Source organism: Sorangium sp. So ce726 (assembly GCF_051521405.1).
GTDB lineage: Bacteria > Myxococcota_A > Polyangia > Polyangiales > Polyangiaceae > Sorangium.
This window is the reverse complement of the sequence record NZ_CP150349.1, coordinates 11,432,991-11,457,870: the sequence shown is the minus strand read 5'-3', so window position 1 is coordinate 11,457,870 and position 24,880 is coordinate 11,432,991. Positions and strand designations below refer to the sequence as shown.

The following is a 24,880-nucleotide window of genomic DNA, read 5'->3' as shown; positions in this document are numbered from 1 at the left end:
ACGTGCGGGCGGCGGTCACGTGCGGGCGCCGGTCACTTGCGGGCGCCGGTCACGTGGACCTCGCGGAGGCGCGCCCGCGCCGCCGCGTAGTACGGCTCGATCTCCTTCGCCGCCGGCGTGCCCCAGAGGTTCTTCCGCTCCTCCGGGTCGCTCGCCAGGTCGTAGAGCTCGAACCGGGCGCCGCCCGAGATCGTCAGCTTCATGTCGCCGCGGAGGAACGACCGCCGCGCGTCGTTGTACGGCCCTGCCGGCATGTCGATCAGCACGTCGCGCGCCTGGGCCTGCTCGCCCGGGGCGAGGAACACGTCGGGCAAGAGCGACGCGCCCGACAGGAAGTCGCTCGCGGCCGCGCCCTCGGCAGGCCCGGGCACCCGCATCAGATCGAGCAGCGTCGGCGCGAGATCGATCAGGCTGCGCCGCGCCGAGACCCGGGACGGCGCCGCGCCCGGCACGTGGACGACCAGCGGCACCCGCACGAGCTCCTCCCAGAGCTCGAAGCCGTGGCGGAACATCTTGTGCTCGCCGAACGCCTCGCCGTGATCGCTCGTCACGACGATCGCCGTGCGCCCGCCGAAGGGCGCCGCCGCGATCGCGTCGAGCAGCCGGCCGATGTGCCGATCCGTGAAGGCCACCTCGCCGTCGTAGAGATCCCGCTGCGAGGCCGCGCCGAAGCCCGCCGCGTCGTCGTGCCGGAGGTAGTCGGCGTGAGGGTCGAGGTAGTGGATCCACAGGAAGAAGCGCCCGCCCGTGTTCTCGGTCGACCCGATCAGCCGCAGCGCGGCGTCGGTCAGCGCGGCGCTCGTCGCCTTGTTGTCGACGTCCCAGGGCGCGCCCTCCGGCGGCGCCGCGGACATGTCCACCACGTCGAAGCCGCGATCGAGCCCGCCGAAGCTGCCGAAGTAGCGGTGCCCGTGCACGCTCATCGTGCGCACCCCGGCGCGCTTCAGGCGCTCGGCGACGAACGTATCCTCCTCGCTGAACTTGTTGAAATGCCCCCAGTTCCTGTGGGTCTCGCTCCCGTACTTGCCGATGAGCATCGGGCCGACGCTCTTGCCCGTGTAGGACGCGAGCGAGTACGCGCGCTCGAACACCGTGGAGCGGGCCGCGAGGCCGTCGAGGTTCGGCGACACGGGCCGCTGGTTGCCCGCGTAGCCGAGGTCCCAGCGGAGCGTGTCGATGGTGACGAGGACGACGTTCAGGTCCGCCGGCAGGCGCGCGGCGGGTGAGTCGGCGCGCGGGGGCGCCTTGGGGGCTGGGGCGAGCGCGGCGAGCGCCGCGGACGTCAGATCGCCGCCGGAGCAGTCGTCGTCGATGCCGTTGTCGAGGATCTCCTCGGCCAGCGGGTGGACGCGCGCGTCGCGGTCGTCGCAGTCCCCGCCGCCGAAGAGGGCGGCCGCGCGGTCGCCGTCGCGATCGGCGAGGCGGCGCAGGACCGCGAGGCTCTTGCCCCCGACGGGCGCGCCGCGCTCGATCGCCTGCGCCACCGCGGGCTCCTCGTTGAGCGCGGAGGCGGCGCGCGTGGTGAGCGCGAGCGGCAGGAGCGCGGCGAGGAGCGCGACCGGCGCGCGCACCGTCCGGACCGCGACCGGCGCGAGGAAGGCGGCGAGCGCGACGACCAGCAGGAGCGCCGGGGCGCGCAGGTCGAGCTCGGGGCGCTTGAAGATGCCGTAGATGCCGAGGAAGCCGCCCTCGCCCGAGACGCCGCCCGTGGCGACCCCGAACGCGAACAGGGCCGCGGCGATCGCGAGCGCGACGCCGCCGGTGACCGCCGGATCGACGCAGGCGGGGCGGCCGTCGCTGGCGTTGGCGAGCGCGCGCCTGAGCGGCGGCGTGAGGGCGAGGACGGCGAGGCCCGCGATGAGGCCGAGGCCGAGCGCGCCCGCGGCGACGGCGGTGCCGACCAGGAGGGGCGCGGCCTCGAGGCCGAGCAGGGCGCGGGCGAGGTGGGCGCACAGGGTCATCCAGAGGAAGGCCGCGAGCACCGCGAGCGGCACGAACGCCGCGATGTCGGCGGGCCGGCCGATCGCCCGCACCCGCAGCGCGCCCACGAGCGTGGCCGGCGACGGCGGGCTCGACGGGTCGACCACGATCGCGGAGGCGCCCGCGAGCAGGCCGACGACGAGCGCGACGGGCGCGAACACCCCGATGTCGGCGAGGTAGGTGGCGAGCTGGAAGGTGGCGTCGTCGCCGGCGCCCGCCGTGGCCCACCCGGCGTCGAGCGACGCGGCCACGACGCCGAAGACGCTGGCGCCGAGCGCGCTCCTGGCGAGCCGCCCCGCCCACGCGCGGGCCAGCGTCGGGACCGCGGGGCCCGGCGAGCTCGAGGCTCGCTTCACGCCGGGCTCCGCTTCCGCGCCATGGGGTGAGCGGCGTCGTAGACCTTGAGCAGGTGGTCGATCGAGACGTGCGTGTACCGCTGCGTGGTGGCGAGCGAGGCGTGCCCGAGCAGCTTCTGGATGGCCCGGAGGTCGGCGCCGCCGTCCAGCAGGTGGGTCGCGCAGGTGTGCCGGAGCGCGTGCGGGTGCAGGTCGGCCCGGCCGGCGCCGAGCGCGCCGTAGCGCTGGACGAGCGCCTGGACGCGGCGCACGCCGATGCGCGCGCCGCGGCGGGACAGGAAGAGGGCGCGGGGGTCGCGGGCGCCGGTGGTCGGGTCGGCGAGCTCGTCGCGCCGCTCGAGGTAGCGCTCGATCGCCGCGAGGGCGTGGGAGCCGAGCGGGACGATCCGCTCCTTGTTGCCCTTGCCGACGACGCGCACCGCGGCCCTGTCGGCCGGGTGGCGGTCGACGTGGGTGAGGTCGAGCCCGCAGAGCTCGGAGACGCGCAGGCCTGCGCCGTAGAGGGTCTCCAGCATGGCGCGGTCGCGGAGCCCCTCGGCCGTCTCGGCCCCGGGGATCTCCATGACCTCGGCGGCGGCGTCGACGTCCAGGAAGGTGGGCAGCGGGCGCCGGACCTTGGGCAGGGCGAGCTGGGCCGCCGCGTTCTTGTCGACCTCGCCGCGCCGCTCCAGGTAGCGGAGCAGGGCGCGGGCGGCGCCCACCTTGCGCGCGATCGAGGCGGGCGCGTGGGTGCGCGCGAGCGAGCCCAGCCAGCTGCGCAGGAGGAGCACGTCGAGGCCATCCACGGCCGGAGCCTCGTCCGGAGAGGGGGCCTCGCCGGTGGCCGGGAGCTCGCCGGTGGCCGGGGCCTTGCCGGTGGCCAGGGCCTTGCCGGTGGCCGGGGCCTTGCTGCGCGCTCGCGCAGGGCGGTGATCGGCGTTCGCGGCCGCCTTCTCGCGGGCGAAGCGCGCGAGCTGCTCGAGGTCGCGCCGGTACGCATCGACGGTGTGGCGCGAGGCCCGCCGCTCGGCCGTAAGGTAGGTCAGGAAACGCGCGATCGCCTGCTCCAGTGTGGTCCCGCCGGATCGATCGCCGCTCCGCCGCGCGTGCATCACGGGGTTTGCCCTACCACCAGGACGGCACCGCAGGCAAAGACTCGCCGGCGGCCGAGGTGGGGCGCCGGTCGACCGGCGCCGCTGCGCGGCGCGGCAGGGGAGGCGGGGGCTGGCCGGAGGGGACCGCGGTCGCCAGGTCCCGCGGCAGGTGGAGGTCGCAGGGCGCGTCGCGCCATGCCCAGATAAAAAGACGCCCCTCACGGATCACGAGCGAACCACCCACCCGGTGGGCGACATGGCGCGAGCGCCGCGCGCTCCCGGTTCTGCTGTCCAGGATGATCGATGATCTGCGCTGTCGAAGCGTGAATCGGAGTGCCGAGCAAGGCGGTGAAGACCGGCTGTCTCGACGCGCGTGAGACCGACGCCTGCTCGCTCGCAGCGGAGGAGCCGCTCAATCGTAGTTGCCCGTGACGGACCGCGGCGGGACGTGCTTGTGATCTCGATGTGTATGCCGCTCTCGGTGTGGTACGAGGGCTTGCCCGGGGCCCGGGCGCACGAGGAGCATGAAATGACCACCGCAGCCGTGAGCGAGCCGGCCGTCGAGGCGCCGCCGAAGCTTTCCTTTGCTCAGACCCTGAAAGGCCTGCCGCGCTCCTTCTGGATGGGCTGCACCATGGAAATGTGGGAACGGCTGGCTTACTACGGCGTGCGCGTCGTCATGCCGATCTACATCGCCCAGGCCGACGAACCTGGAGGGCTCCACTTCAGCCAGCAGGACAAGGGCACCATTTACATGGTCTGGGCCCTCATCCAGTCGCTGCTCCCGATGGTCTCCGGCGGTTACGCCGACCGGTACGGCTACAAGCGCACGATCTTCATCACGGTGTGGCTGAAGATCATCGGTTATCTGCTGATGGCGACGCAGCGGAGCTTCACCGGCTTTCTGCTCGGCGTGGTCATCCTCGCGACGGGCACGGCCCTCTTCAAGCCCGGGATCCAGGGCACCCTGGCCCAGTCGATGGACAAGTCGAACTCGTCGGTTGGCTGGGGCCTTTTCTACTGGCTCGTGAACGTGGGCGCTGCGATCGGCCCGCCGCTCGCCGGCTACCTCCACGGCAAGAGCTGGTCGTGGGTCTTCTATGGATGCGCCGCCATCATCTCCCTGAACTTCCTGATGCTGCTCACGTACAAGGAGGTCGACTCCGGCGCTGACAAGACCTCCGATGCGTGGAAGGTCTTCAAGGACACGATCAAGAACATCTGGGACGCGCGGCTCATCACCGTGATCCTGCTGCTCTCGGGGTTCTGGCTGATGATGTACCAGCTCTGGGACCTGATGCCGAACTTCTACACGGACTGGATCAGCAGCACCTCGTTCGTGCAGAACAACTCCTGGCTCCCGACGTCGTGGCTCGATATCAAGGATCCGCGCGGGGTCCAGCTCAAGCAGGAGAACGTGCTCAACGTGAATCAGGTGTGCATCGTCCTGCTCCTCGTGCCCTTCTCGTACCTGGTGGCGAGGATGAAGGTGCTCTCGGCGATGACGCTGGGCATCCTCGTCGCCATTTTCGGCATCCTCGTCTCAGGGACCACGACGTCGCTCTACGTCCTCTTCCTGGGCATCCTGCTCTTCTCCATCGGTGAAATGCTGACCGGCCCGAAGAAGAGCGAATATTTCTCGCTCATCGCGCCGAAGGGAAAGAAGGCGCTCTTCCTCGGCTACGTCAACATCCCGGCGGCGATCGGCCCTGCGATCGGCGCGCAGCTGGCCGGGATCCTTTATGGGACCCGGGGCGAGAAGGCCACGCTGGCCCTGCGCTACCTCGCCGAGAAGACCGACTTCGCCAAGGGGAAGGCCTGGGACGGCGATGTGGCGTCGCTCTCGGAGCTCCTCGGGGTGTCGCGCCAGCAGGCCTTCAGGACGCTGCAGGAGACGCTGCACATCGACGCCGCCGAGGCGACGCGCCTGCTCTGGGACACCTACAGGCCTTACGAGATCTGGTATTCGTTCGCGGCGATAGGGGTCGTTTCGCTCGTGGGGATGCTGATCTTCTCCCAGCGCTCGAGGCGGTGGAAGGACCTCGACGTGTAGGGCGCGGCGGCGCGCTCGGGTGAGCGAAGCGGAACCTGGCGCTGGCCGGCTCAGCCGGTCGCCCCACGCGCGGCGCCTCCAGGCAGGGCGGCTCGCAGTTACGTCAACGCTTCGGCCGCCGTCATCGCGGTGACGGCGCGCTCGAGCCACCGTTCCAGGACCTCGAGCTCGGCGCAGCCCTCGATGCGTGCGTCCTCCTCAGGATGCAGCGCGAGCTGCCGCTGCGCGAGCACCCTGCGCAGCGCGGTTCGGGCCTCGGAGAGGCGGCCCCGCTCGATGCCCTTCTCGACCAGCTTCTGCTGCACGTCCGGGTTTGCACCGAGCAGAGCCTGAAGGATCTCCCGCTCCCGCGCCTTGACCTCGGGGTCGTCACCCTTGCCAACCCACCACAACAGCTCTTCGCGCACGGTCGCCGACATCGCGGTGAATCTTACCATGCCGAGCACCCACGCGAGCGGCATTCGCGAGGCGACCCACCGGGCAAACTCGTCGAGCGCCCGTCCGGAGCGGGCGACCAGGAAGGGCACGAGCTCGTCGAGCAGCGGAAGGTCGTTGGCTGCGATCCACAGGAAAGGGAAGCTCGACGGCTCCACACGGTAACAAGCTGGCCCGACGGCGACGAGCGCGCGTTGCGCCCGCAGCCAGTCGGGTACATGCGGCGCAACGAGCCAGAGCGGCTCCTGGCCCGACCACGCACGCGTGCCCTCTTCCGCCCGTTGCACCTGCCTCGCCTGCCGCCGGAGCAGAGCGCGCTCCACGGCCGGGAAATCGAGATGATCTCCTGGCATTTTCAGCTCGACCAGGACCTCCTCGTGGCTCCCGGCCTCTGGCCACGGGGCGGGCAGCGCTGCGATACGGTCGGGGTGGCGTACGAGCAAGAGCACATCACTTTGCACCTTCACCAGGCCGATCTCGGGCGGATCCTGCCATGTGACAGCACCGCCGGTGATCCGCTCCGTCTCAGCGGCAAAGGTGCGTTTGGCGAACTGGTCCGGCTGCCCCACGCGCGGCTCAGTAGCAGAGCGTGTCCACAGGAACCAGCGCGTTATGCCGTGTTCTTGGCCGCTTCGTCTCTTACGCGCGGCGGTGCATGCGCATCACGAGATCGGATTGCCAACGAGTTTTTATTTTTCGGATCAGCCACTCCGCTGCTGAATTCGCAGCGCTTCGGCCTACTCGCACGCCTCGCCGAGGACGTACCCGTGCTTGCAGATGCAGCGGCACTCGACCTCGAACTCGGGCTCGTTGCACGCCGGCCGGACCTGCCGCATCTGGTTGGCTGTCCGCCCCTCCTTGTCCTTCACCTGCACCACGATCTCGTAGTCGTGATCGAAGATGTCGCTGCCCGACCAGTTGTTCGGGCAGACTCCCACGTTCGCGAAGGTCGAGATGTCGGCGTCGACGCTCGCGCCCCAGCCGTCGCCGGTCGGCTTGAGGTTGACCGTCCTCGATTCGGACATCACACGCCCGGACACAGGATCGCGGAGCGAGCCGGACAGCTGGACACCGCAGGCGCTCAGGTTCGTCGCGCGGACACCCAGGAAGAGCACCCGCCCGCCCTGCGGCGGCATGATGATGTCGATCCCGTCGCCGTCGCTCACCGGGTGCGCCGCGTCGCTCGAGTCGAGCGCGATGACCTCCATGCGGATGTCGGCGCCCTCCTCGCCCAGGTACCCGAGCTTGCAGGCGTGCTCGACCGGCGGGGGATCCCCGCCGTCGTCGGCGCACGCCGGCGCGGCGAGCAGCAGCGCAGCGAGCCCACGGCTCGCCGCAGCGGGCCAGGCCATCAGCGGTCCCGTCCCTCCGGCGCCGGAGGATCATCCCCGTCGTCCTCCGGCTCCTCCCGCGGGATGGGCGCGCGCGGGCGCCTCGTGGCGCCGAAGGAGCTGGAGCTGGTCGGCGCCATGGTGATCGGCGCCACCGCCCGCGAGTCGGGCGTCGGGCGCTGGGACAGCGCGTCGCTGCGCCACCGGCCGTCGACCTCCGCCTCGGCCCGCGCCGGCGCCTCGCTGGGCGCCGAGCTCCATTCATGAAGACCAGCCTGCGGGAAGGGCGTGCGCTCGGCCAGGTACGCCGCGAGCAGCCGGTCGCGTTCGAGCTCTTCCGTGCTCGGTGGCGGGGGAGGATCGAGCGTCGGCAGCTCGTCGGTCCACGTCAGGTCCGCGTCCTCCAGGCTCGGGCCGGACCCGGCGCTGGAGAACGCGCGCGGCGCGTTTCGCTCCGTCGGGACAGGCTCCGGGGCGTAGCTCGGGGCACCGCCCGGCGCATGGCTGGAGGCACGGGCCGGCGCCGGGCTGGGGGTACGGGGCGGCGCGTGGCTGGAGGCACGGGCCGGCGTCGGGCTGGGGATGCGGGGCGGCGCATAACCAGGGGCACGGTCCGACCCGTGGCTGGAGGCACGGGTCGGCGTCGGGCTGGGGATGCGGGGCGGCGCGTAGGCCGGGGCGCGGTCCGACCCGTGGCTCGAAGGACGGGGCGGCGCGTAGGCCGGGGCGCGGTCCGACCCGTGGCTCGAAGGACGGGGCGGCGCGTAGCCAGGGGCGCGGTCCGACGCGTGGCTCGAAGGACGCGGCGACGCATAGGCCGGGGCGCGGTCCGACGCGTGGCTCGAAGGACGGGGCGGGGTGTACGTGGGCGCGTGATCGAGCGCGCTGGCGGGCGGAGGCTCGGACGCGAAGGAAGGGCTCCGCGAGGTCGGCGGCGGCCCCGGCGGCGGCGGATCGATGGTCGGGAGCTCGTCGTCCCAGTCCCAATCCTCCGGATCAACGCGGGAATCCGACCGGCGCGACGACGCGCCGAGCCGGAGATCCCCCGACCTCCGCGACGCCGGGAACGCTGCCGGAGGGCCGATCGTCGGCAGCTGGCCCACGCCCTGGTCCCGCGCCGGCGCCTCGTCCCGGCGCTCGAACTGCCGCGACGGGCGCGTCGGCTCGGGCGCGGGCACGGAGTACCTCGTCGACGCGACCTGCCCGAAGGGCCGCGAATCCCGCGGCAACCGCGGCGGAGGAGGGACGGCCATCGCCGCGCGCGCCGCCGCTGTCGAGGGGGGCGGCTGTGTCGAGATGAGGTTCTCGTCGCGACCCCGCTCGGCCGGCGCCGGGCGATCTGCCTGCGCGGGCTGCCGGGGTTGCACGCTGGTCGGCGACGACCCTACCGGCGCGGAGCCCGCGAGCGGCCTGCCAAGCCACGCGGCCTCCTTGCGCGACTGCGCGGCGCGCGCGCCTTCCTCCGAGCGGACCGCGCGCGGCGCGAGCGTGTCGCCCGGCTCCGTCGGCGGGACCTCGTCGCCGAAGAGCACCGGCGCGGCGGCCGTCACGCGCGACTCCACCCCCGCGGCGCCCCTCCCGGAACGGAAGCCGAACGCGGCGCGGATCGCCCGCTCGTGGTGAGGCTCGACCTCGACGGGCCGGACGATGAAGCACGGCTCCGCGCCCGGCGCCCGCACCGAGAGGTCGACGTCGAACGGCGCGCCGAGGAGGTGACCCTGCTCGTCGAACAGGACGCGCACCGGCGGCTGCGCGAAGTGCGCGGGCGACAGCGGCGTCGAGAGGACGACCCCGAGCTCGCCGGTGCTCAGCTGCACGAACGTCCCGGTCGGGATGATGCCGAGCGCGCCGACGAGCAGCTTGCCGATCGCCCGGTCGGTCGCGCTCTCGGCGCCCGTGATCATGCGCTGGAGCACGGCGTCGAGCGACGAGGCGCCGCCCGACGCGGTCTCGATCGTCGGGAACGGCGCCGTCCGGAGCTCGGTGAACTGGCGGGCGGCCGCGAGGATCCGCGCGAGCACCGTGGGGCTGCGCCGGCCGCTGTAGAGCGGGCCCTGCCGGCCGCCTTGCCGGAGCGCGAGCGCCTCGTAGGCGATCACGGTGCGCGTGATCGAGGGCGCGTGCAGCTTGCCGAGCGCCGTCAACATGACGGCCGCGCTCGCGGGCAGCCGCTCCTTCTCGTCGTCGCTCAGGCCACGCTCGAGGAGAGGGCGCGCGACAGGCTCCCCGCCGTCGGCCGAGCCGGCGAGCACCCCCGTGAGCCGCAGCCGGCTCACGTCGTAGAGCAGCGCCGCCGTGACGAGGCTCCCGAGCATCCTCCTGTCGGTCGTGAGCTGCCGGGCGATGCCCAGCGCGATGATCGCCGTGGACACGCTGAGACCCGCCTCGTCCGGGTCGGCGATCTTGCCCGCGGCGACCGAGAGCAGGAGGCGCGCGTCCTCCTCGGCCGCGGCGACGAGCTTCTGCGCGACGCGCTTCACCCGCTGCGGCAGGATCGCCGGGGACGAGCGCAGCGCCGCGTAGAACGACCGCATCACGAGGATCGCCGCCGCGTAGGTGCGGCTGATCCGGCCGATGCGGGTGCCGTCGCCGTCGATCGCCCCGCCAGGGAACGGGTTCGTGAGCTTGCGGACGCGGACGCCCCGCAGGCTCGACTGGAGGAGCCGCGCGGCGATGCTGCGGTCGCGCTGGGCGTCGGCGAGGAGGCGGGCGAAGGCGGCGAGCTCGGCGCGGCGGACCGCCTTGTCGAGCACGAGCTCGGAGACGTCGCAGGCCTCGAAGAAGCTGCCGAGCTCCAGGGCGACCTCGTACGTCTCGCGCGAGGCGCGGAGCATCTGGCCGTTGATGAAGAGGGTGTTGCCCGCGAACACGATCGTCGCGGCCTCGCTCCCCGACAGCTCGCAGAACTGGACGATGCTGTCGATCGCGGACGGAACGAGCGACAGCACCGCCTGGTTCGAGTCGCTGTGCAGGAGGCACGCCTTCGCGAGCCGGTAGATCATCTGCACCAGGCCGAGCGCCGCGCGGCGCCGCACGTCGGCCTTCACGCCCGAGATCGCCGTGTCGCCGGTGCTCTCGTGGAGGTTGGCTTTCTCCTCGCTCACGGCTTCCTCCCGCCCCGGGGCGACGGAGCCGGGCCCGGCTTCGTTGAGGGCACCGCGCTGCTCGGCGCAGGCTCGATGGCCGTGCGGGACGGCGCGCCGAGCGGCAACGAGGCGGGGCCCTGCCGCACGCTGTACGGCGCGGCGCTGGTGCTCGAGGGCGGAGCGGGGGACCTCGGCGGCGTGGCCGGGCGCGGCATCGACGGCGGCATGGGCGGCGGCGCGGCCGTCGGGGTGGACGACGAAGCGGAGGACGGCGGCGGCGGCCCACGCCGGCTGAAGGGCACGGAGGTGGGAGGCGCCGAGGCGGCGCTCGTCGAGGCGGGCACCGGCGAGACGAGCGGCGGCCTGTAGCCGGGTCGGCCGGCCTCGCCGCCGTTCGGGGCCATGGTGCCGGGGCGCGGGGTGCTCCACGGCTCGAGCTGGTCCGGCAGGCTGAGCGGCCCGCCCGGGCTCACGCGCCGGACCGAGACGGGCGAGTACGAGCGCGTCGCGCGGGAGGGCGGCGCGCTCGCGTCCGGGTGCGCCGGCGCCGGCGGGCGCTCGCTCGGGCGGGTCGGCGCGACGAGGCGCGCGGCGATCGCGACCGCGGCGCGCGCGGCGGCGTCCCGCACCGGCGGGGTGTTCCACCAGCGCGGCTTGGTCGCCTCCTTGACCGCGCGGAGCGCCTCGTAGCTCCGCGCCTGGCAGAGGAAGTGCGCGGCCAGCTCGCGGGTCTGCTCGATCGCCTCGGACGGGATGAGCTGGCGCTTCTCGAGCAGCTCGATCGCGAGCTTCTCGGCCCGCGCGGGGTTCAGCTGCGCGACGGTCTCGAGCCACTGCCGCCGCTCTGCCCCCGAGAGGTCGTGGAACGACGGCGCGACGATCCGCCGCACGAGCGTCGGGCCCGCGGCGAGGACGCCGAGCTTGCCGATGAGGCGAAGGGCCTCGCAGCGCACCGGCGGCGCGGGGTCGTCGAGGAGCTTCTGGAGCTCCTCCCGGACGCGCTCGGCCGCGGAGCCCGCGGAACCGCCCTCGCTCGCGGCGGCGTCAGGGAGCTCGGCGAGCGCGCTGATGCGCACCTCGACGTGCGGGCTCGCGAAGCCGGCCTCCAGCGCGGCGAGGGCGCCGGGGGTCTTGAGCTGCGCGAGCAGCTGGAGGAGCGTCAGGGCGAGGGGGGCCGGGGCGCGAGAGAGCAGGTCCCCGAGCTCGGCCTCCCGGCCCGGCGCCCACCGGCGCATGTAGGCGAACAGGACCTCGCGCAGGCGCTCGGACTGCACAGCGCCGTGGCACTGGCATGCGGCGCTGAAGAGCGAGCCGTCCTCGAGCACGTCGAGCGCGTGGGCCAGCCCCTCGACGATCGCCGGGTCGAGCGGTGCCACGCTCCGGCTCGCGCCGGCCTGTGCCGCGTTCCGGATTGCGCCGGCCTGCAACGTGTTCCGGCTTGCGCCGACCTGCGCCGCGCTGCGCCCTGGGTCGGCCTGCACCGCGCTTCGGCCTGCGCCGGCCGGCAGCGTGTTTCGGCTTGCGCCGGCCTGCGCCGCGCTTCTGCCCGCGCCAGCCTGCGCCGCCACGCCGATTTGCGCCGCCACACCTGCGGCCGCCGCGCTGTGGCCCGCTGCGCCGGGGGCTGACGCTCCCGTGGCCGCCGCGGCGGGGGCCGCCGGCTCCTCCGGGTGAGCCGTCGCGAGATCGCTGAGGATGGCCTTGAGCGCCTCGACCGGGAACATCGCCTGCGCGAGCGCCCGGTCGACGGTGCGCGGCGAGAGCTGCGGCAGCGCGGCGCTCGATCGACCCGCGGCACTCGCCGCGCCGCGCTGCATGCCGTCGAGCCGCGCGAAGAACGCGCGCCGGAGCATCGTCTGCACCTCGAACGCGAGCTCGTAGCTGTGCAGGACGATCTGGTCGGCGGTCCACGCGGTGAGCGCCCCCGTCATGCGGCCCTCGTCCCCGTGCCGGACGGCGTCCACGTAGCCGTCGACGAACGCGTCCATGTACCGCTCGTTCCACTGCTCCGACGGCAGCGAGATCTGGGCGCCGAGGGTGCTCCGGGTCAGCGGATCGATGGCGAGCGCCGAGGCGGCCGCGCCGGTCTCCGCGAGCGCGGCCTCGACGTTCCTCTGCAGCGCCCTGCCCGCGAGCGAGCTCTCGTCCCAGAGGCTCTCGATCTGCGCGAGGGCGCGCGCCCCTACCGCGACCTCCCGGCACTGCTCCTCGAACTCCTCCAGGTCCACATCGCCCTCGGCGAACTGGTCGATCGCCATGTACGCGATGTGCTCGAAGCGCCGGTCCCAGAGCGCCGTCACGGCGTCGTCGTCCTCGCCCATGCCGAAGCTCTGGTCGCGGAGCAGGATGGCGGCGAAATCGCGGAGCTCGGCCTCGGTGATGCCGGCCTTGATCTGGATCTTCCGGATGCCGTCGGCGAAGAGCTGGTAGGGGATGCGATCGAACGGCGGCCTGTCGGGCTGCCAGATCGGCTGGCCGCCCGAGGTGAACGCGCTCGGGGTGACCTCCCAGCGGACGCCGAGCGGGTTCTGCGAGAGCGTGCGCGTGATCTCGTCGAACGCGAAGTGGATGCCCTTGTTCACGTGGGGGTGGTTCCACCCGTACTGGCGGATGTTGCTGAGCACGAGCGCGAGCTGCTTCCAGACGCCGACGAGCCGCTGGCACGTCTGCTCGACGAGCGCGATCGACGGCGGATCCTGGTCCTCGTCGATGGTGTCGTTGCCGCGGACGAGCACGCGCGGCGCCTTCTTCTCGCGCGAGGGCGTCAGCTGGCCGGCGGCGTGCGCGGCCGTCAGCCGGCGGAGCTCGCCGCGCATCGCGGCGGCGCTCTGGAAGCGGCCCCCGCGCTCGAAGGCGAGCGCCTTGTCGACGAACGCCACGATCTCGACCGGCAGGTCGGGGACCTCGGTCGCGATCGACGGCGCGGTCTGCGTCGCGGCGAGGAAATACGACTCGGACTCGCTCCGGCCGCGGTTGAGCCGCTTGCCCGACAGGAGGGTGAACAGGCTCGCGCCGACCGACCAGAGGTCGGACCGGCCGTCGATGCCGGACACGCCCATCGCCTGCTCGGGCGACATGAAGGCCGGCGTGCCGAACGTGAGCCCCGCGCGCGTGGCCTGCCGCTCGGGGTCGCGCATCCGGGCGATGCCGAAGTCGAGGACCTTCACGTGGCCGGCGCTCGTGACGAAGATGTTGGCCGGCTTGATGTCGCGGTGGACGATGCCGATCGAGTGGCACTTCTCGAGCAGATCGAGCACGACGTCGAAGACAGGCAGCACCTGGGCGAGGGGGAGGGTGCCGCCGGCGCTGCTCGCGAGCCGCTGGAGCGTGGTGCCGGAGAGCAGCTCCATGACGAGGAACGGCTCCCCGCGGTCGCTGAGGTCGTCCTCGACCACGGCGACGCGCGCCGGGTGATCGACCCGGTTCGCGATCTTTCCCTCGCGCAAGAAGCGGTCCCGCAGCTCGGCGTTGCGCGCGAACTCGATGTGGAGGACCTTGACCGCCGCCCGCGTCCCCCTGCGGTGGGTCGCCGCGAACACCGCGCCCATGCCGCCGACGCCGAGCAGATCGTCGAGCCGCCACTTGGCGTTCAGGGCTGTCCCGATCCGCGCAGCGGCGGTGTCCACGAGGTTCGGCTCCTCGGCGTGCGGGTCGAGCGGGGCCATAGACCGGGCAGCGATCAGGGGCCGCGCAGTGCGCGGCAGAGGGCGAGCAAGCCTGGCCGAGCATACATGGTTCCCGCTGAAGCGCGAACCATGACAAGGTCGTCCGCCCCCACGGAATAAAGGTGGGAGAAGCATTCTGTGGGGCTGCTGCCAGGCACCTCGCAGCGCGCAGCGCGCGTTTCACGTGGGTTCACGTGGGTTCATGTTGGTTCACGTTGGTTCACGTTTCCGCGTGTAGCCGATAGAGACGATCACGGCCCAGCGCAGAGCGCGCCGACACTCCCGGACAATCACCGACGATTCCCCGCTTCAGCGCACGTCCAGCCGCGGCGCTGCGCCGGCGTCCTGCTCGGGGGCGCCTGGCCACTCGGGGCACGTGGCGCGGTAGTCGATGCCGGGCATGAGCTGCGCCCATTCCTCGCGCGTGAAGTTGCGCCCGGCGTAGGCGCACGCGCGCGCCATCAGGGACTCGGCCGCGATCGAGAAGACGCGCGCCGCGCCGTCGTTCGCGGCGGTCACGACGCGGGTGGCGTCGGGGCTGAACACGGCGTCCGTCAGCGTGACGCCCTCGGCGCGGAGGGTGATCGCCTCGCCCTGCCCGTCGACGGGGAGCACCCGCGCGATGCCGTCGCTCGACACCGCGACGAGGCGCGCGCTGTCGCTGCTGAACGCGACGGTCCGGACCGCCGCGCCGAGGCCGCTCAGGAGGAGCGGCTGGCCCTGGCCGTCGAGGCGGAGCAGCCGCACGCAGCCGTCGAGCGCGGCGATCGCGACATGGCTCCCGTCCGGGCTCACCGCGATCGCGGCGATCGCCCGTTCCTCGTACCCCGACGGGAGGACGCGAGGGGCGCCGCGGCCGTCCGCGGGCCACACCTTCACGTTGGGCCCCGACGTCGCCACGATGTGCTGGCCATCCGGGCTGAACGCCGCCCTGAGCAGCCCCGCGCGCTCGTCGCGGAGGACGACGGGCTCGCCCGGGACGCCGTCCTCGAACACGCGCAGGATGCCGTTCCACGAGGTCGTGACGATCCGGGTGCCCTCCGGGCTGAAGGCGACGCCCACCACCCGGTCGTCGTGGACCCCGAGCACGATCGGCTGGCCCCGCCCATCGGCGCGCCAGATCCGCGCCGTCTTGTCCGCCGAGCCGGTGACGAGGCGGCTTCCATCGGGGCTGAAGTCGACGCTGAGCAGGTGCTCCTCGTGCCCGCGGAGGACGACGGGCTCGCCGGAGCCGTCGGCGCTGAAGACGCGCGCGGTCTTGTCGGTCCCGGCGGTGGCGATCCTGCTGCCGTCGTGGCTGACGGCGATGCCTGTCAGCGGCCCCTCATGGCCGCGCAGGAGCAGCGGCTCGCCCGGCCCGCCGAACCGCCATACCCGCGCGGTCCCGTCCTCCGACGCGGTGACGACGCTCGCGCCGTCGCGGCTGAAGGCGGCGCTGTTCACGACCCCCTCGTGGCCCTCGAGGACCATCGGCGCGCCCTTGCCGCCTTTGCTCCAGACGCGCGCGGTCCCGTCCGCGGAGGCCGTGACGACCGCGACGCCATCGGCGCTGAACGCGGCGCTGCGCACCGCGCCCTCGTGCCCGCGGAGGACGACGGGCTCACGCCGATCCGGGCCGAGGATGCGCGCCGTTCCGTCGCCCGTCGCGAGGACGATGCGGTCGTCCACCGGGCTCGTGTCCGCGCTCTCGACGCCCGGCCCGAGCCCCTTCAGCGCCGCGGGGGCGCCGTGCCCGTCGGCGCGGACGACGTAGACCGTCCCGCTGATGGCCGTGGCGAGGATCCGTGCGCCGTCGTGGCTGAACACCGCGCGCCGGATGAGCCGCTCGCCCAGGGGCACGACGAGCGGCGGCTCGCCCTCCATGCCGGGGCGCCACACGTAGATCGCGCCGCCCGTCGTCCCCGCGACGACGCGGCTGCCATCCGGGCTGAACGCCACGCTGGTCGGCGCGGCGTCCCTCGTGCTGAGCGCGCGAACCTCGTGGCCGTCGGGGCGCCACAGGCGCACCGCGCCGTCGGTCGACGCGGTCGCCAGGAGGCTCCCGTCGTGGTTGAAGGTGACGGCGACGACGCCGCCGGGGGTGCGGGCGCGCAGCACGAGCGGCTCGTCGTGCCCGCCGAGGCGGAAGATCCTCGCGGCCCCGTCGGCCGAGGTGGTGGCGACGAGGCGACCGTCGGGGCTGAAGGCCGCGTGGTAGACAGCGCCGCCGTTCCCGACGAGCACCTCCTGGTCGACGGCGGGGCCCCAGACCGCGTCGCCGAGCGCCTGCACCACGGCGGGGCCCGCGGGGCGGCCGCTCGCCCTGGCGGCGAGGGCCGCCTCCACGGCGAGCAGGCGCGCGCGGGGCAGCAGGCCCTCGGCGCGCTCCTTCGCCGACTGGGCCGCGAGCCGCCGGGCGTCGTTCTCGCGCGACTCCTGCTGCGCGCGGAGGAGCGCCCGCTCCTCCTTCCCCATCTGCCAGAGGAGCACGAGGATCAGGCTGCCGAGCAGCGTGACGGCGACGGCGAGCACGGTGATGAGCCGCCGCGTCGACCGCTTCTGGCCCTCCGCCCGCGCGCAGGCGGAGAGGAACGCCGTCTCCTCCGCAGAGAGGTCCCCCCGCCCGTCGCACCACGACGTGAGCTCCACGAGCGCCACGCCGCCCACGAGGTAGTCGTCTCTCCGCCCGTGCGACAGCCAGCGCGCGAGCGGCTCCCTGGTGGCTCGGTCCGCCTCGCGCGACAGGACCCACGCCCGGTCGAAGACCCGGCGGACGACGCGATTGCGCACGTCGAGGTACAGCGCGCCCGAGGACGCCGTCCGCTCCACGGAGAGCCCCGAGAGCAGCAGCGTCCGCTGGACCGGGTCCCCGGCGTCGGCGCCCACCCGGTGGCCATCGAGCAGCTGCTTGTAGAGCTGGAGGAGCGCCGGCGCCCGCCCGAAGCGGGGCCCCTGCGCCTCCAGGCACCGCTCCGCGTGGCGCAGGTTCGGGTCCTCGGTCCGGCCCTGGTCCAGGAACCGCCGCGCCACGGCCTCGTCGACGTCGAGATCGCGCCGCTCTCCGACGAGATCGGCGCAGAGCCGCTGCGTCATGTAGGGGTGCCCCGAGGTCCACGCGAAGACCGCGTCGAGCAGCGCGTCGGGGTCGGGCACGAGCCCCTCCAGGCCCGCGCGGAAGCCGCGCGCCTCGGCGCGGGTGAAGTCGTCGAGCCGGATCGGGCGGCCGATGTTGAACGGCGCGCGCGCCGGATCCGCGACGAGCTCCGAGGGCGCCGCCGCCCCGAGCAGGCAGAAGGTCAGCCGGGCGTTGGCGGGGCGCTCCGCGCGCCGGTTCACGAAAGCCCGGAGGATGGCGAAGAAATCGTCCCGCGAGAACGGCAGGGCCAGCGTGGCGTCGACCTCGTCGATGAACAGGACGATCGCGGAGGAGATCTCCACGAGCACGACGTCCTCGAGCCAGCGTAACCAGCAGTGCACCGGCCCGAGGTGCCAGTGGGCATCCCAGAACTCGTCCGGCGGCTCCAGCCCGAGCTGCTCGGCGATCTCCGAGGCGATCCCGAGGTACCAGCTCACCGGCGAGGTGGTGTCGGTGCCGAGGGCCCCGAGATCCACGCTCGCACACTCCACCTGCTCGGCGCGGAGCCGCATCGAGACCTGGAGTCGCAGGCTGGACTTCCCGATGTGCCGGGTCGAGAGCACATAGCAAAGCTCTCCGCGCAGGAGCGCCTCGAAGAGCTCTCCGTCCGCGGGACGCTCGACATAGATCACGCCCTCGCCCACGGTCCCGCCCGCCTGGAACCGGCGCCTGTGATCTCCGGCACTGGCCTGCGCCTGATCGAGGACGGGAGGCGCCGAGAAGGTCACGAATCTGACGGTGCCATGCGACGCCAGGACCGTCAACGGAACGACAGCCCGTCTCGCTGGCGTCCGTGGTGAAACAACAGGGCTCGCGACGGCGCGGTGAATGTCACGCGAATGTCGCCTCGGCCGGATGGGCTGGCGCTCACGCGATCGGGATTCGTCGGCGAAGGCGCTGGCGACGCGCGGCCCGTCCCGGCCGCGGCTGTGCGCCTGCGTTGCGCGCCTGCGTTGCGCGCCTGCGTTGCGCGCGGCGCGATTGCGTGTGCGTCGATCGTGTCGCGCCGCGAAAACCCGCTTTTTACGTCCAGAAATCGTGGACCGGGCCACTGCTGCCGGTGTAGCGTTCGCGCCGTGCGAGGGGCGTTGAGGGCGGGGCAGAATCGCATCGTGGCCGCGCTGGCCGCCGCGCCGCTGCTCGCCTGCGCATTGCGCTCTGCGGCTCGGAAGGCTCCTGTGGATACTACGGCTTTGCCTGACACTCCAGAAGCTCCTGCCGGAGCGCGCGGGCGGCCTGGCCCGGACGCGCTCGCGCCGGCCGCGGCGCTGCCCATCGGGCTCATCAGGCGAGATGGGCTCTCGTTCGGCGCGTGTGTCGGTCCGCGTGGATGCGTGATGGCTCAACACGCCGAGCTAAGGTGATCACGATGGACCGGCGGCGATCGAGACTCTCCCTCTGGCGGACGGCGCGCGTGGCCGCCCTCGCGCGGGCGGCCGGGGCCGCCTCGCTCGCGCTCCTCGCGGCGGCGTGCGCCGAGCTCGACCAGGAGCCCGCGCGGTCGGTCTCGCTCGGGGTGCACGCGAGCGGCTGGCGGGAGGAGATCATCTATCAGGTGTTGATAGACCGCTTCGCCGACGGCGACGCGGGGAACAACACCCGGGTGTCCTCGGCGCCGGGCAGGTGGCATGGCGGCGACTGGAAGGGGCTCGAGGAGAGCCTGCCCTACCTCGAGGAGCTCGGCGTCACCGCGCTCTGGATCTCGCCGATCGTCAAGAACGTCGACACCGACGCCGGCGTCGACGGATACCACGGTTACTGGACGCAGGATTTCACAGAGGTGAACCCCCATTTCGGCGATCTTGCGTCGCTGCGCCGGCTCGTCGCGTCGGCCCACGGCCGCGGAATGAAGGTCATCCTCGATATCGTGACGAACCACGTCGGCCAGCTGTTCTATTATGACATCAACGAGAATGGGCAGCCCGACGAGGACGCCCACGGCAGCGGCGAGGACGGGCGCGTCCAGGTCGATGGAGTGAACGAGTACGATCCGGAGTTCGACCCCCGCGGCGTCCAGGCGCGGACGTCGCTCGGCAAGTCGGGGCCGGCGCCGATCGTCTTCCGTCACGACCCCGCGACCAACCACCTCCCGCCGCAGCCCGAGCTCTTCCAGGAGCCCGAGGTCTACAACCGCAAGGGGCGCATCCTCGATTTCGAGGATGTCGACCAGCTCGTGCACGGCGATCTCCCGGGCGGCCTCAAGGACATCGACACCTCCCGCTGCGACGTGAAGCGGGCGATGGTCGACGTGTTCGTGCGCTGGGTCGAGCTCACCGACGTCGACGGGTTCCGCATCGACACGCTGAAGCACGTCGAGCACGAGTTCTGGCGCTATTTCACGCAGAACGTCCGGCTGCAGCTGGCGGCGACGGGCAAGACCGATTTCTTCATGTTCGGCGAGGCCTTCGACGGCAAGGACGACCTCGTCGGCAGCTTCACGAAGCACGAGGTCCCGGCTCACCCGCACGACGAAGCGCTCGGCGGGAACCTCGAGCGCGAGAACGGCGACGAGGCGGAGGGGGGCTGTCCGGGCGCCGCGCCGATCACGGGGGACTCGGTCGACTCCGTCCTGTATTTCCCCCAGCTTTATCGGGTCTTCCGCGATGTTTTCCGGGACGCCCAGGCCACGCGGCGGATCGAGCAGCTCTGGGACGCGCGGGCGCTCAACTACGGCGCTGAGCCGAACGAGAATGGCATTGGCGTTCCGCCGCTGAAGGCGCTGGTCAATTTCATCGACAACCACGACGTCCCGCGCTTCCTCCATGTCGGCCCGGGCGCCTCGCCCTTCAAGGCCGATCCCGAGGCGGCGCTCAAGAATGCGCTCCTGTTCCTCTTCACGGAGGAAGGCATCCCTTGCCTGTACTACGGCACGGAGCAGGGCTTCAGCGGCGGTGACGATCCGGCGAACCGCGAAGATCTCTGGGAGAGCGGCTATGACACGCAGCGCCCGCTCTTCCGGTGGGTCCAGCGGCTCACGGCGCTGCGCAGGGGCTATGAGGCGCTCACCGTCGGCGAGCAGCGGGTGCGCTGGTCGACGGAGCGGACGGGCGAAGGGGACGAGGACGCGGGCATCTTCGCGTTCGAGCGGGGGGCGCCGGACGGCGACTATGCGCTCGTTGTGCTCAACACGCACCCCCGGAAGGAGAGCTCCACGAGCTTCAACGGGGCGGCGATGGCGACGGGGCTGACGCGGGGGACCGTGCTCGTCGACGTGCTCTCGCCCGAAAAAAAGACATATAGGGCGGGCGCGAACGGCGCTGTCACCGTCAAGCTCCCTCCGGTGAGCGGGGCGCTGCTCATCCCGGAAGACCAGGTCATCCATGGTCTCTGATCCTCCCCGGCACTCCTCCCTTCCAAGAGAGTCTCCAATATGGCGTCTGTCAAAGTGCGCGGACTCAACAAGCGATTCGGCCAGACCCACGTGCTGCGCGGCGTCTCGGTCGACGTGCCCGACGGCTCGTTCGCCGTCCTCGTGGGCCCGAGCGGCTGTGGCAAGTCGACGCTGCTCAGGCTGCTCGCCGGGCTCGAGGAGGCAGACGACGGCACGATCGCGCTCGGCGACCGCGACGTCACGCGCCTGGAGCCGCGCGATCGCGACATCGCGATGGTGTTCCAGTCGTACGCCCTCTACCCGCACCTCACGGTGCGCGAGAACCTCGCCTTCGGCCTGAAGCTCCGGAAGACGCCGCCCGCCGAGATCGAGGCGCGCGTGAAGGAGGCGTCAGAGATGCTCGGGCTCGGCCCGCTCCTCGACCGGCACCCCCGGGCGCTCTCCGGCGGCCAGCGGCAGCGCGTGGCCATGGGCAGGGCCATCGTGCGGCGGGCGCAGCTCTTCCTGTTCGACGAGCCGCTCTCGAACCTCGACGCCGCCCTGCGCGCGCAGGTGCGGGTCGACATCCGCAAGCTGCACGATCGGCTCGGCGCGACCAGCGTCTACGTCACCCACGATCAGGTCGAGGCCATGACGCTCGCCGACGAGATCTTCGTGCTCAACAAGGGCGTCGTCGAGCAGTCGGGGCCGCCTCTCGATGTCTTCGCCCGGCCTCGCACCCAGTTCGTGGCGAGCTTCCTCGGCAGCCCGGCCATGAACTTCGTCGACGCGCGCCTGGAGAGCCGGGGCGGCCGGTGGGTCGCGACCCAGGGCGACCTCGCCATCGACATCGACGCGGCCGACTTCCCGGGCGCGCTCTCGTCGGGGCGGCAGGTGACGGTCGGCGTGCGCCCGCACGAGGTGGACCTCGCCTCGAGCGACGGTGGCACCCCGTTCGAGGTGGGGATCGTCGAGGCCCTCGGGGCCGAGTCGTACGCGCACGGCACCGTCGCGGGGGCGCCGTTCGTGGCGCGCCTCGACCCGGCGGCGCGCGTCGCGAAGGGGGACACCGTGCGCGTCGCGCTCCGCCAGGTGCACCTGTTCGACGCGGACTCCGGGCTGAGCCTGCGAGAAACGTGAGGCGACCGTGCCGAGCCGTCGCTGTCGTTTCGCGCTCGCTGCGCCCGCGCTGATCCTCCTCTTGCCCGCGCTCGCGGCCGCAGCGCCGCTCCGGCTGTGGCACGCCTACCGCGACGACGAGGCCAGGGCGCTCGACGCCATCGTCGCGACCTTCAAGGGCGAGGAGGTCGAGGTCCTCGCCGTCCCGTTCGACGCCTACGCCTCGAAGCTCCAGGCCGCGATCCCGATGGGGGAGGGGCCCGACCTGTTCATCGACGCCCACGAGCGGCTCGGCGACTACCGCGCGCGCGACCTCGTCGCGCCCGTGGGCGACGCGCTCGAGCCGGGCGGCGAGGCCGTGTTCCAGGGGCCGGCGCTCGCCGCGGTCCGGCAGGGGGGCGAGATCCTCGGCCTGCCGATCAGCCAGAAGTGCGTGGCGCTCTACATGAACACCGCGCTCGTGAAGGAGCCCCCGGCGACCCTCGAGGACATCGCGGCGCTGGCCGGCTCGCTCCCGCAGGGCGTGGTTCCGCTCGCGTACGAGGCGTCGAACGCGTACGCGCACATGCCGATCCTCGCGGCGTTCGGCGGCGCGATGCTGGGCGAGGACGACCAGTTCGGCTTCGTCGGCCCGGGGCCGGAGCGCTCGCTCGAGCTCGTCCGTTCGCTGATCGAGCGGCGGGTCGTCCCGGAGGACGCGAACGGCGCGCTGGTGACCGACCTGTTCAACGCGGGCCGCGCCGCGTTCGTGATCAGCGGGCCGTGGTTCGCGGGTGGCCTCGGGGAAGAGGCGAGGCGGCTCGCCCGCGTCGTCCCGCTCCCGAAGGTGCGGGAGACCGGCCTCCCGATGCGGCCGTTCATGACCGTCGAGGCGGTGATGCTCTCGCCCCAGGGCGCGCGGCGCGCCGAGGCGCGGGCGCTCGCGCGCCACCTCGCCGGCGCCGCGGCCGCGGCCACGCGGATCGAGGTCGCGCGCACGCCGCCGGTGCGGAGCGACGTGGCGGTCCCGGCCGGCGACGCCTTCATCGCGGCGTTCACCGAGCAGGCCAAGGTGGCCATCCCGATGCCGACCTCGCCGGCGATGCGCTCGACCTGGGAGCCGTCCACGCGCGCGATCCGCAAGGTGCTCCGGGGCGATGCGCCCCCCGACGTCGCGCTCGCCGAGGCCAAGCGCCGCTTTGACGACGTCCGCCGGCCGCTCCCGCCCGCCGCCTCGCCGGCGCCGCTCCTCGTCGCGCTCGGCGCGCTAGCGCTGCTGCTCGCTCTCCGGTGGGTCCGCGCCGCGAGGGGCGCGGCGCCCGGCGCCGCGCGCTGGCGCTTGTTCCGGCGATCGCTCAGACGCTCGCTTCCTGCCTACAAGTACGTCGCGCACGCGGTCGTCGCGATCGGCGTGCTCGTGGTGGTCCCGCTCGTCATCGGCGCGGCGACGTCGCTCTTCGCCGGCAGGGGCGAGGGCCTCCGGTACGTCGGCCTCGCCAACTTCATCAGCATCCTCACGGCCCGCGGCGGGCCGCTCTTCGCGAGCGGCTCGTTCTACCTCGTGCTCGCGGTGACCGTGCTCTGGACCGCGGTGAACCTCTGCCTCCACGTCCTCCTCGGCGTCTCGCTGGCGCTGCTCCTCCACCGCCCGACGCTGCGCCTCCGGGCGCTCTACCGGGTGCTCCTCATCGTGCCCTGGGCCGTGCCGAGCTATGTGACCGCGCTGTCCTGGAAGGGCATGTTCCACCGGCAGTTCGGGGCCGTCACCGGCCTCATCGAGGCGGTGAACTCCGCGCTCGGGACGAGCATCGAGCCCATCTCCTGGTTCTCGAGCTTCACGACGGCGTTCACGGCCAACGTGACGACCAACGTCTGGCTCGGGTTTCCGTTCATGATGGTGGTCACGCTGGGCGCGCTCACCGCCGTGCCGGAGGATGTGCTCGAGGCCGCCGAGGTCGACGGCGCTACCCGGTGGCAGCGTCTACGGAAAATTACGTTACCTCTGATCCGGCCGGTGCTCGCGCCCGCGGTGACGCTGGGCGCGATCTGGACGTTCAACATGTTCAACGTCGTGTTCCTTGTGTCCGGCGGCGACCCGGACGGCACCACGGACATCCTCGTCTCCGAGGCGTACCGGTGGGCGTTCACCCGCGAGGCCCAGTACGGCTACGCGGCGGCCTACTCGGTGCTCATCTTCCTGCTCCTGACGCTCGCGACGCGGGAGTGGCGCTTCCGGCGGCGGACGCCCGTGTCGGCCATTCCGCAGGGCGGGGCCGAGGCTGGCTCGGCGCCTGTGCCGGCGGCGGCGACGGAGGCCGTGTGACGCGGAGGCCCTCTCCGATCGAGTCGATCGCGGTGCACGCCGCGCTGGTCGCGGCGGTCGCGTTCGCGCTGTACCCGGTGCTCTGGGTCGCCTCGATCGCCTTCTCCGGGGCGCGCCCGCCGGTGCCGGAGGTGCTGCCCATCCCGAACCAGCCGACGTTCGAGCACATCGTGGCGGTGGTCACGACGTCGAAGAAGGTCGGCGGCGAGCCGATCTGGCTCTTCCCCCGCCAGCTCGCCAACTCGATCGTCGTCGCGCTCGCGACGGCGGCGGCCGGCGTCTCCGTCGCGGTCCCGGCGGCGTACGCGCTCGCGCGCTTCCAGTTTCTCGGCAAGGACCGCGGCCTGCGCGCGCTGCTCGCGACGCAGATGTTCCCCACGGTGGCGAGCGCGATCCCGCTGTACCTCCTGCTCGACGCGCTCGGCCTGCTCAACTCGCGGACCGGGCTCGTGCTCTGCTACGCGTCGACGGCGGTGCCGTTCTCGATCTTCCAGCTCCGGGCGGCGTTCGAGGCGATCCCGGTCGACCTGGAGGAGGCGGCGATGGTCGACGGGGCGACGCGTTTCCAGGCTTTCCTGCGGGTCGTGCTCCCGGCGGCGCGGCCGGCGATCGCCGTGACGGCGCTGTTCGCGATCATGACGGCGTACAACGAGTTCATCCTCGCGGCGACGCTGCTCGGCAAGGAGGAGATGTTCACGCTGCCGGTGGTGCTGCAGCGGTACATCGGCGAGTACGACGCGCAGTGGGAGCGGTTTGCGGCAGGGGCGCTCCTCGTGTCGCTGCCGGTCATGGCGGCGTTCTATGTGGTGCAGCGTCACCTGATCGCGGGGCTGACGACAGGCGGCGTGAAGGGGTGAGCGCGCCGCGGTGAGCGTGGCAGCGGGCGCCCCGGCCGCCGCGCGCCGGCGGCGCAGGCCGTCAGCGCCGGGTCCGCCGGCGACGCGACCCGCGCTGCCCGGCCTCGTGGCGCTCGGGGTCGAGCGGCGTCCCTCCTACTTGCCCGCTGTGCCCCGGCGCCGCCCGTCCATGGGCCCCGACCCTCGCGGCCGTGGACG

At 72.8% G+C, this 24,880-nt stretch carries 12 protein-coding genes; 5 read left to right on the top strand and 7 right to left on the bottom strand.

Going from position 1 to position 24,880, the window contains the following annotated elements; all coding sequences use genetic code 11:
• Positions 1 to 32 precede the first annotated feature (32 nt).
• Complete coding sequence (locus WME79_RS42725) at positions 33 to 2,336, bottom strand: sulfatase-like hydrolase/transferase (RefSeq protein WP_437527268.1); 2,304 nt, start codon at positions 2,334 to 2,336, stop codon at positions 33 to 35.
• A complete protein-coding gene (locus WME79_RS42720) occupies positions 2,333 to 3,427 on the bottom strand; it encodes a tyrosine recombinase XerC (protein WP_437540048.1) in 1,095 nt (364 codons plus the stop codon). The genes WME79_RS42725 and WME79_RS42720 overlap by 4 nt, the downstream gene beginning before the upstream one ends.
• 511 nt (positions 3,428 to 3,938) lie before the next feature.
• On the opposite strand from WME79_RS42720, the gene WME79_RS42715 reads away from it, so the two are divergent.
• A complete protein-coding gene (locus WME79_RS42715) occupies positions 3,939 to 5,462 on the top strand; it encodes an MFS transporter (protein WP_437527266.1) in 1,524 nt (507 codons plus the stop codon).
• 98 nt (positions 5,463 to 5,560) lie between these two features.
• On the opposite strand, the gene WME79_RS42710 is transcribed toward WME79_RS42715, so the two are convergent.
• The 5 genes from WME79_RS42710 to WME79_RS42690 form a co-directional block, all read right to left on the bottom strand.
• Positions 5,561 to 6,466 (bottom strand): hypothetical protein, encoded by a 906-nt coding sequence (locus WME79_RS42710; RefSeq protein ID WP_437527263.1) that lies wholly within the window; start codon positions 6,464 to 6,466, stop codon positions 5,561 to 5,563.
• Between the two features lie 168 nt (positions 6,467 to 6,634).
• On the bottom strand, positions 6,635 to 7,249 hold the full coding sequence (locus WME79_RS42705; RefSeq protein WP_437527261.1) for a hypothetical protein: 615 nt from the start codon (positions 7,247 to 7,249) through the stop codon (positions 6,635 to 6,637).
• Positions 7,249 to 10,332 carry a hypothetical protein gene (locus tag WME79_RS42700; RefSeq protein WP_437527258.1) on the bottom strand — a complete coding sequence of 1,028 codons (3,084 nt, stop codon included), beginning with the start codon at positions 10,330 to 10,332 and terminating at the stop codon, positions 7,249 to 7,251. The genes WME79_RS42705 and WME79_RS42700 overlap by 1 nt, the downstream gene beginning before the upstream one ends.
• Positions 10,329 to 13,979: a protein kinase domain-containing protein gene (locus WME79_RS42695; RefSeq protein WP_437527255.1), complete on the bottom strand. Its 3,651-nt coding sequence runs from the start codon at positions 13,977 to 13,979 to the stop codon at positions 10,329 to 10,331. Before WME79_RS42695 ends, WME79_RS42700 begins: the two co-directional genes overlap by 4 nt.
• A 309-nt stretch (positions 13,980 to 14,288) precedes the next feature.
• Positions 14,289 to 17,822: an AAA-like domain-containing protein gene (locus WME79_RS42690; protein WP_437527252.1), complete on the bottom strand. Its 3,534-nt coding sequence runs from the start codon at positions 17,820 to 17,822 to the stop codon at positions 14,289 to 14,291.
• 641 nt (positions 17,823 to 18,463) lie between these two features.
• Here WME79_RS42690 and WME79_RS42685 point away from each other — a divergent pair.
• From WME79_RS42685 to WME79_RS42670, 4 genes are read left to right on the top strand one after another with little or no spacing between them, the layout of a single operon-like run.
• Positions 18,464 to 20,425, top strand: coding sequence for an alpha-amylase family glycosyl hydrolase (locus tag WME79_RS42685; protein WP_437527250.1), 1,962 nt, complete (start codon positions 18,464 to 18,466; stop codon positions 20,423 to 20,425).
• Between the two features lie 39 nt (positions 20,426 to 20,464).
• On the top strand, positions 20,465 to 21,544 hold the full coding sequence (locus WME79_RS42680; RefSeq protein ID WP_437527247.1) for an ABC transporter ATP-binding protein: 1,080 nt from the start codon (positions 20,465 to 20,467) through the stop codon (positions 21,542 to 21,544).
• 7 nt (positions 21,545 to 21,551) lie between these two features.
• A complete protein-coding gene (locus tag WME79_RS42675) occupies positions 21,552 to 23,825 on the top strand; it encodes an extracellular solute-binding protein (protein WP_437527244.1) in 2,274 nt (757 codons plus the stop codon).
• A complete protein-coding gene (locus WME79_RS42670) occupies positions 23,822 to 24,682 on the top strand; it encodes a sugar ABC transporter permease (RefSeq protein WP_437527241.1) in 861 nt (286 codons plus the stop codon). The genes WME79_RS42675 and WME79_RS42670 overlap by 4 nt, the downstream gene beginning before the upstream one ends.
• Positions 24,683 to 24,880 lie beyond the last annotated feature (198 nt).

What these genes read in the sequence shown, in the direction of transcription:
- WME79_RS42680 (WP_437527247.1), top strand. Translation starts at nt 20,465, where the DNA reads ATGGCGTCTGTCAAAGTGCGCGGACTCAACAAGCGATTCGGCCAGACC.
- WME79_RS42720 (WP_437540048.1), bottom strand. Translation starts at nt 3,427, where the DNA reads ATGCACGCGCGGCGGAGCGGCGATCGATCCGGCGGGACCACACTGGAG.
- WME79_RS42715 (WP_437527266.1), top strand. Translation starts at nt 3,939, where the DNA reads ATGACCACCGCAGCCGTGAGCGAGCCGGCCGTCGAGGCGCCGCCGAAG.
- WME79_RS42695 (WP_437527255.1), bottom strand. Translation starts at nt 13,979, where the DNA reads ATGGCCCCGCTCGACCCGCACGCCGAGGAGCCGAACCTCGTGGACACC.
- WME79_RS42685 (WP_437527250.1), top strand. Translation starts at nt 18,464, where the DNA reads ATGGACCGGCGGCGATCGAGACTCTCCCTCTGGCGGACGGCGCGCGTG.
- WME79_RS42705 (WP_437527261.1), bottom strand. Translation starts at nt 7,249, where the DNA reads ATGGCCTGGCCCGCTGCGGCGAGCCGTGGGCTCGCTGCGCTGCTGCTC.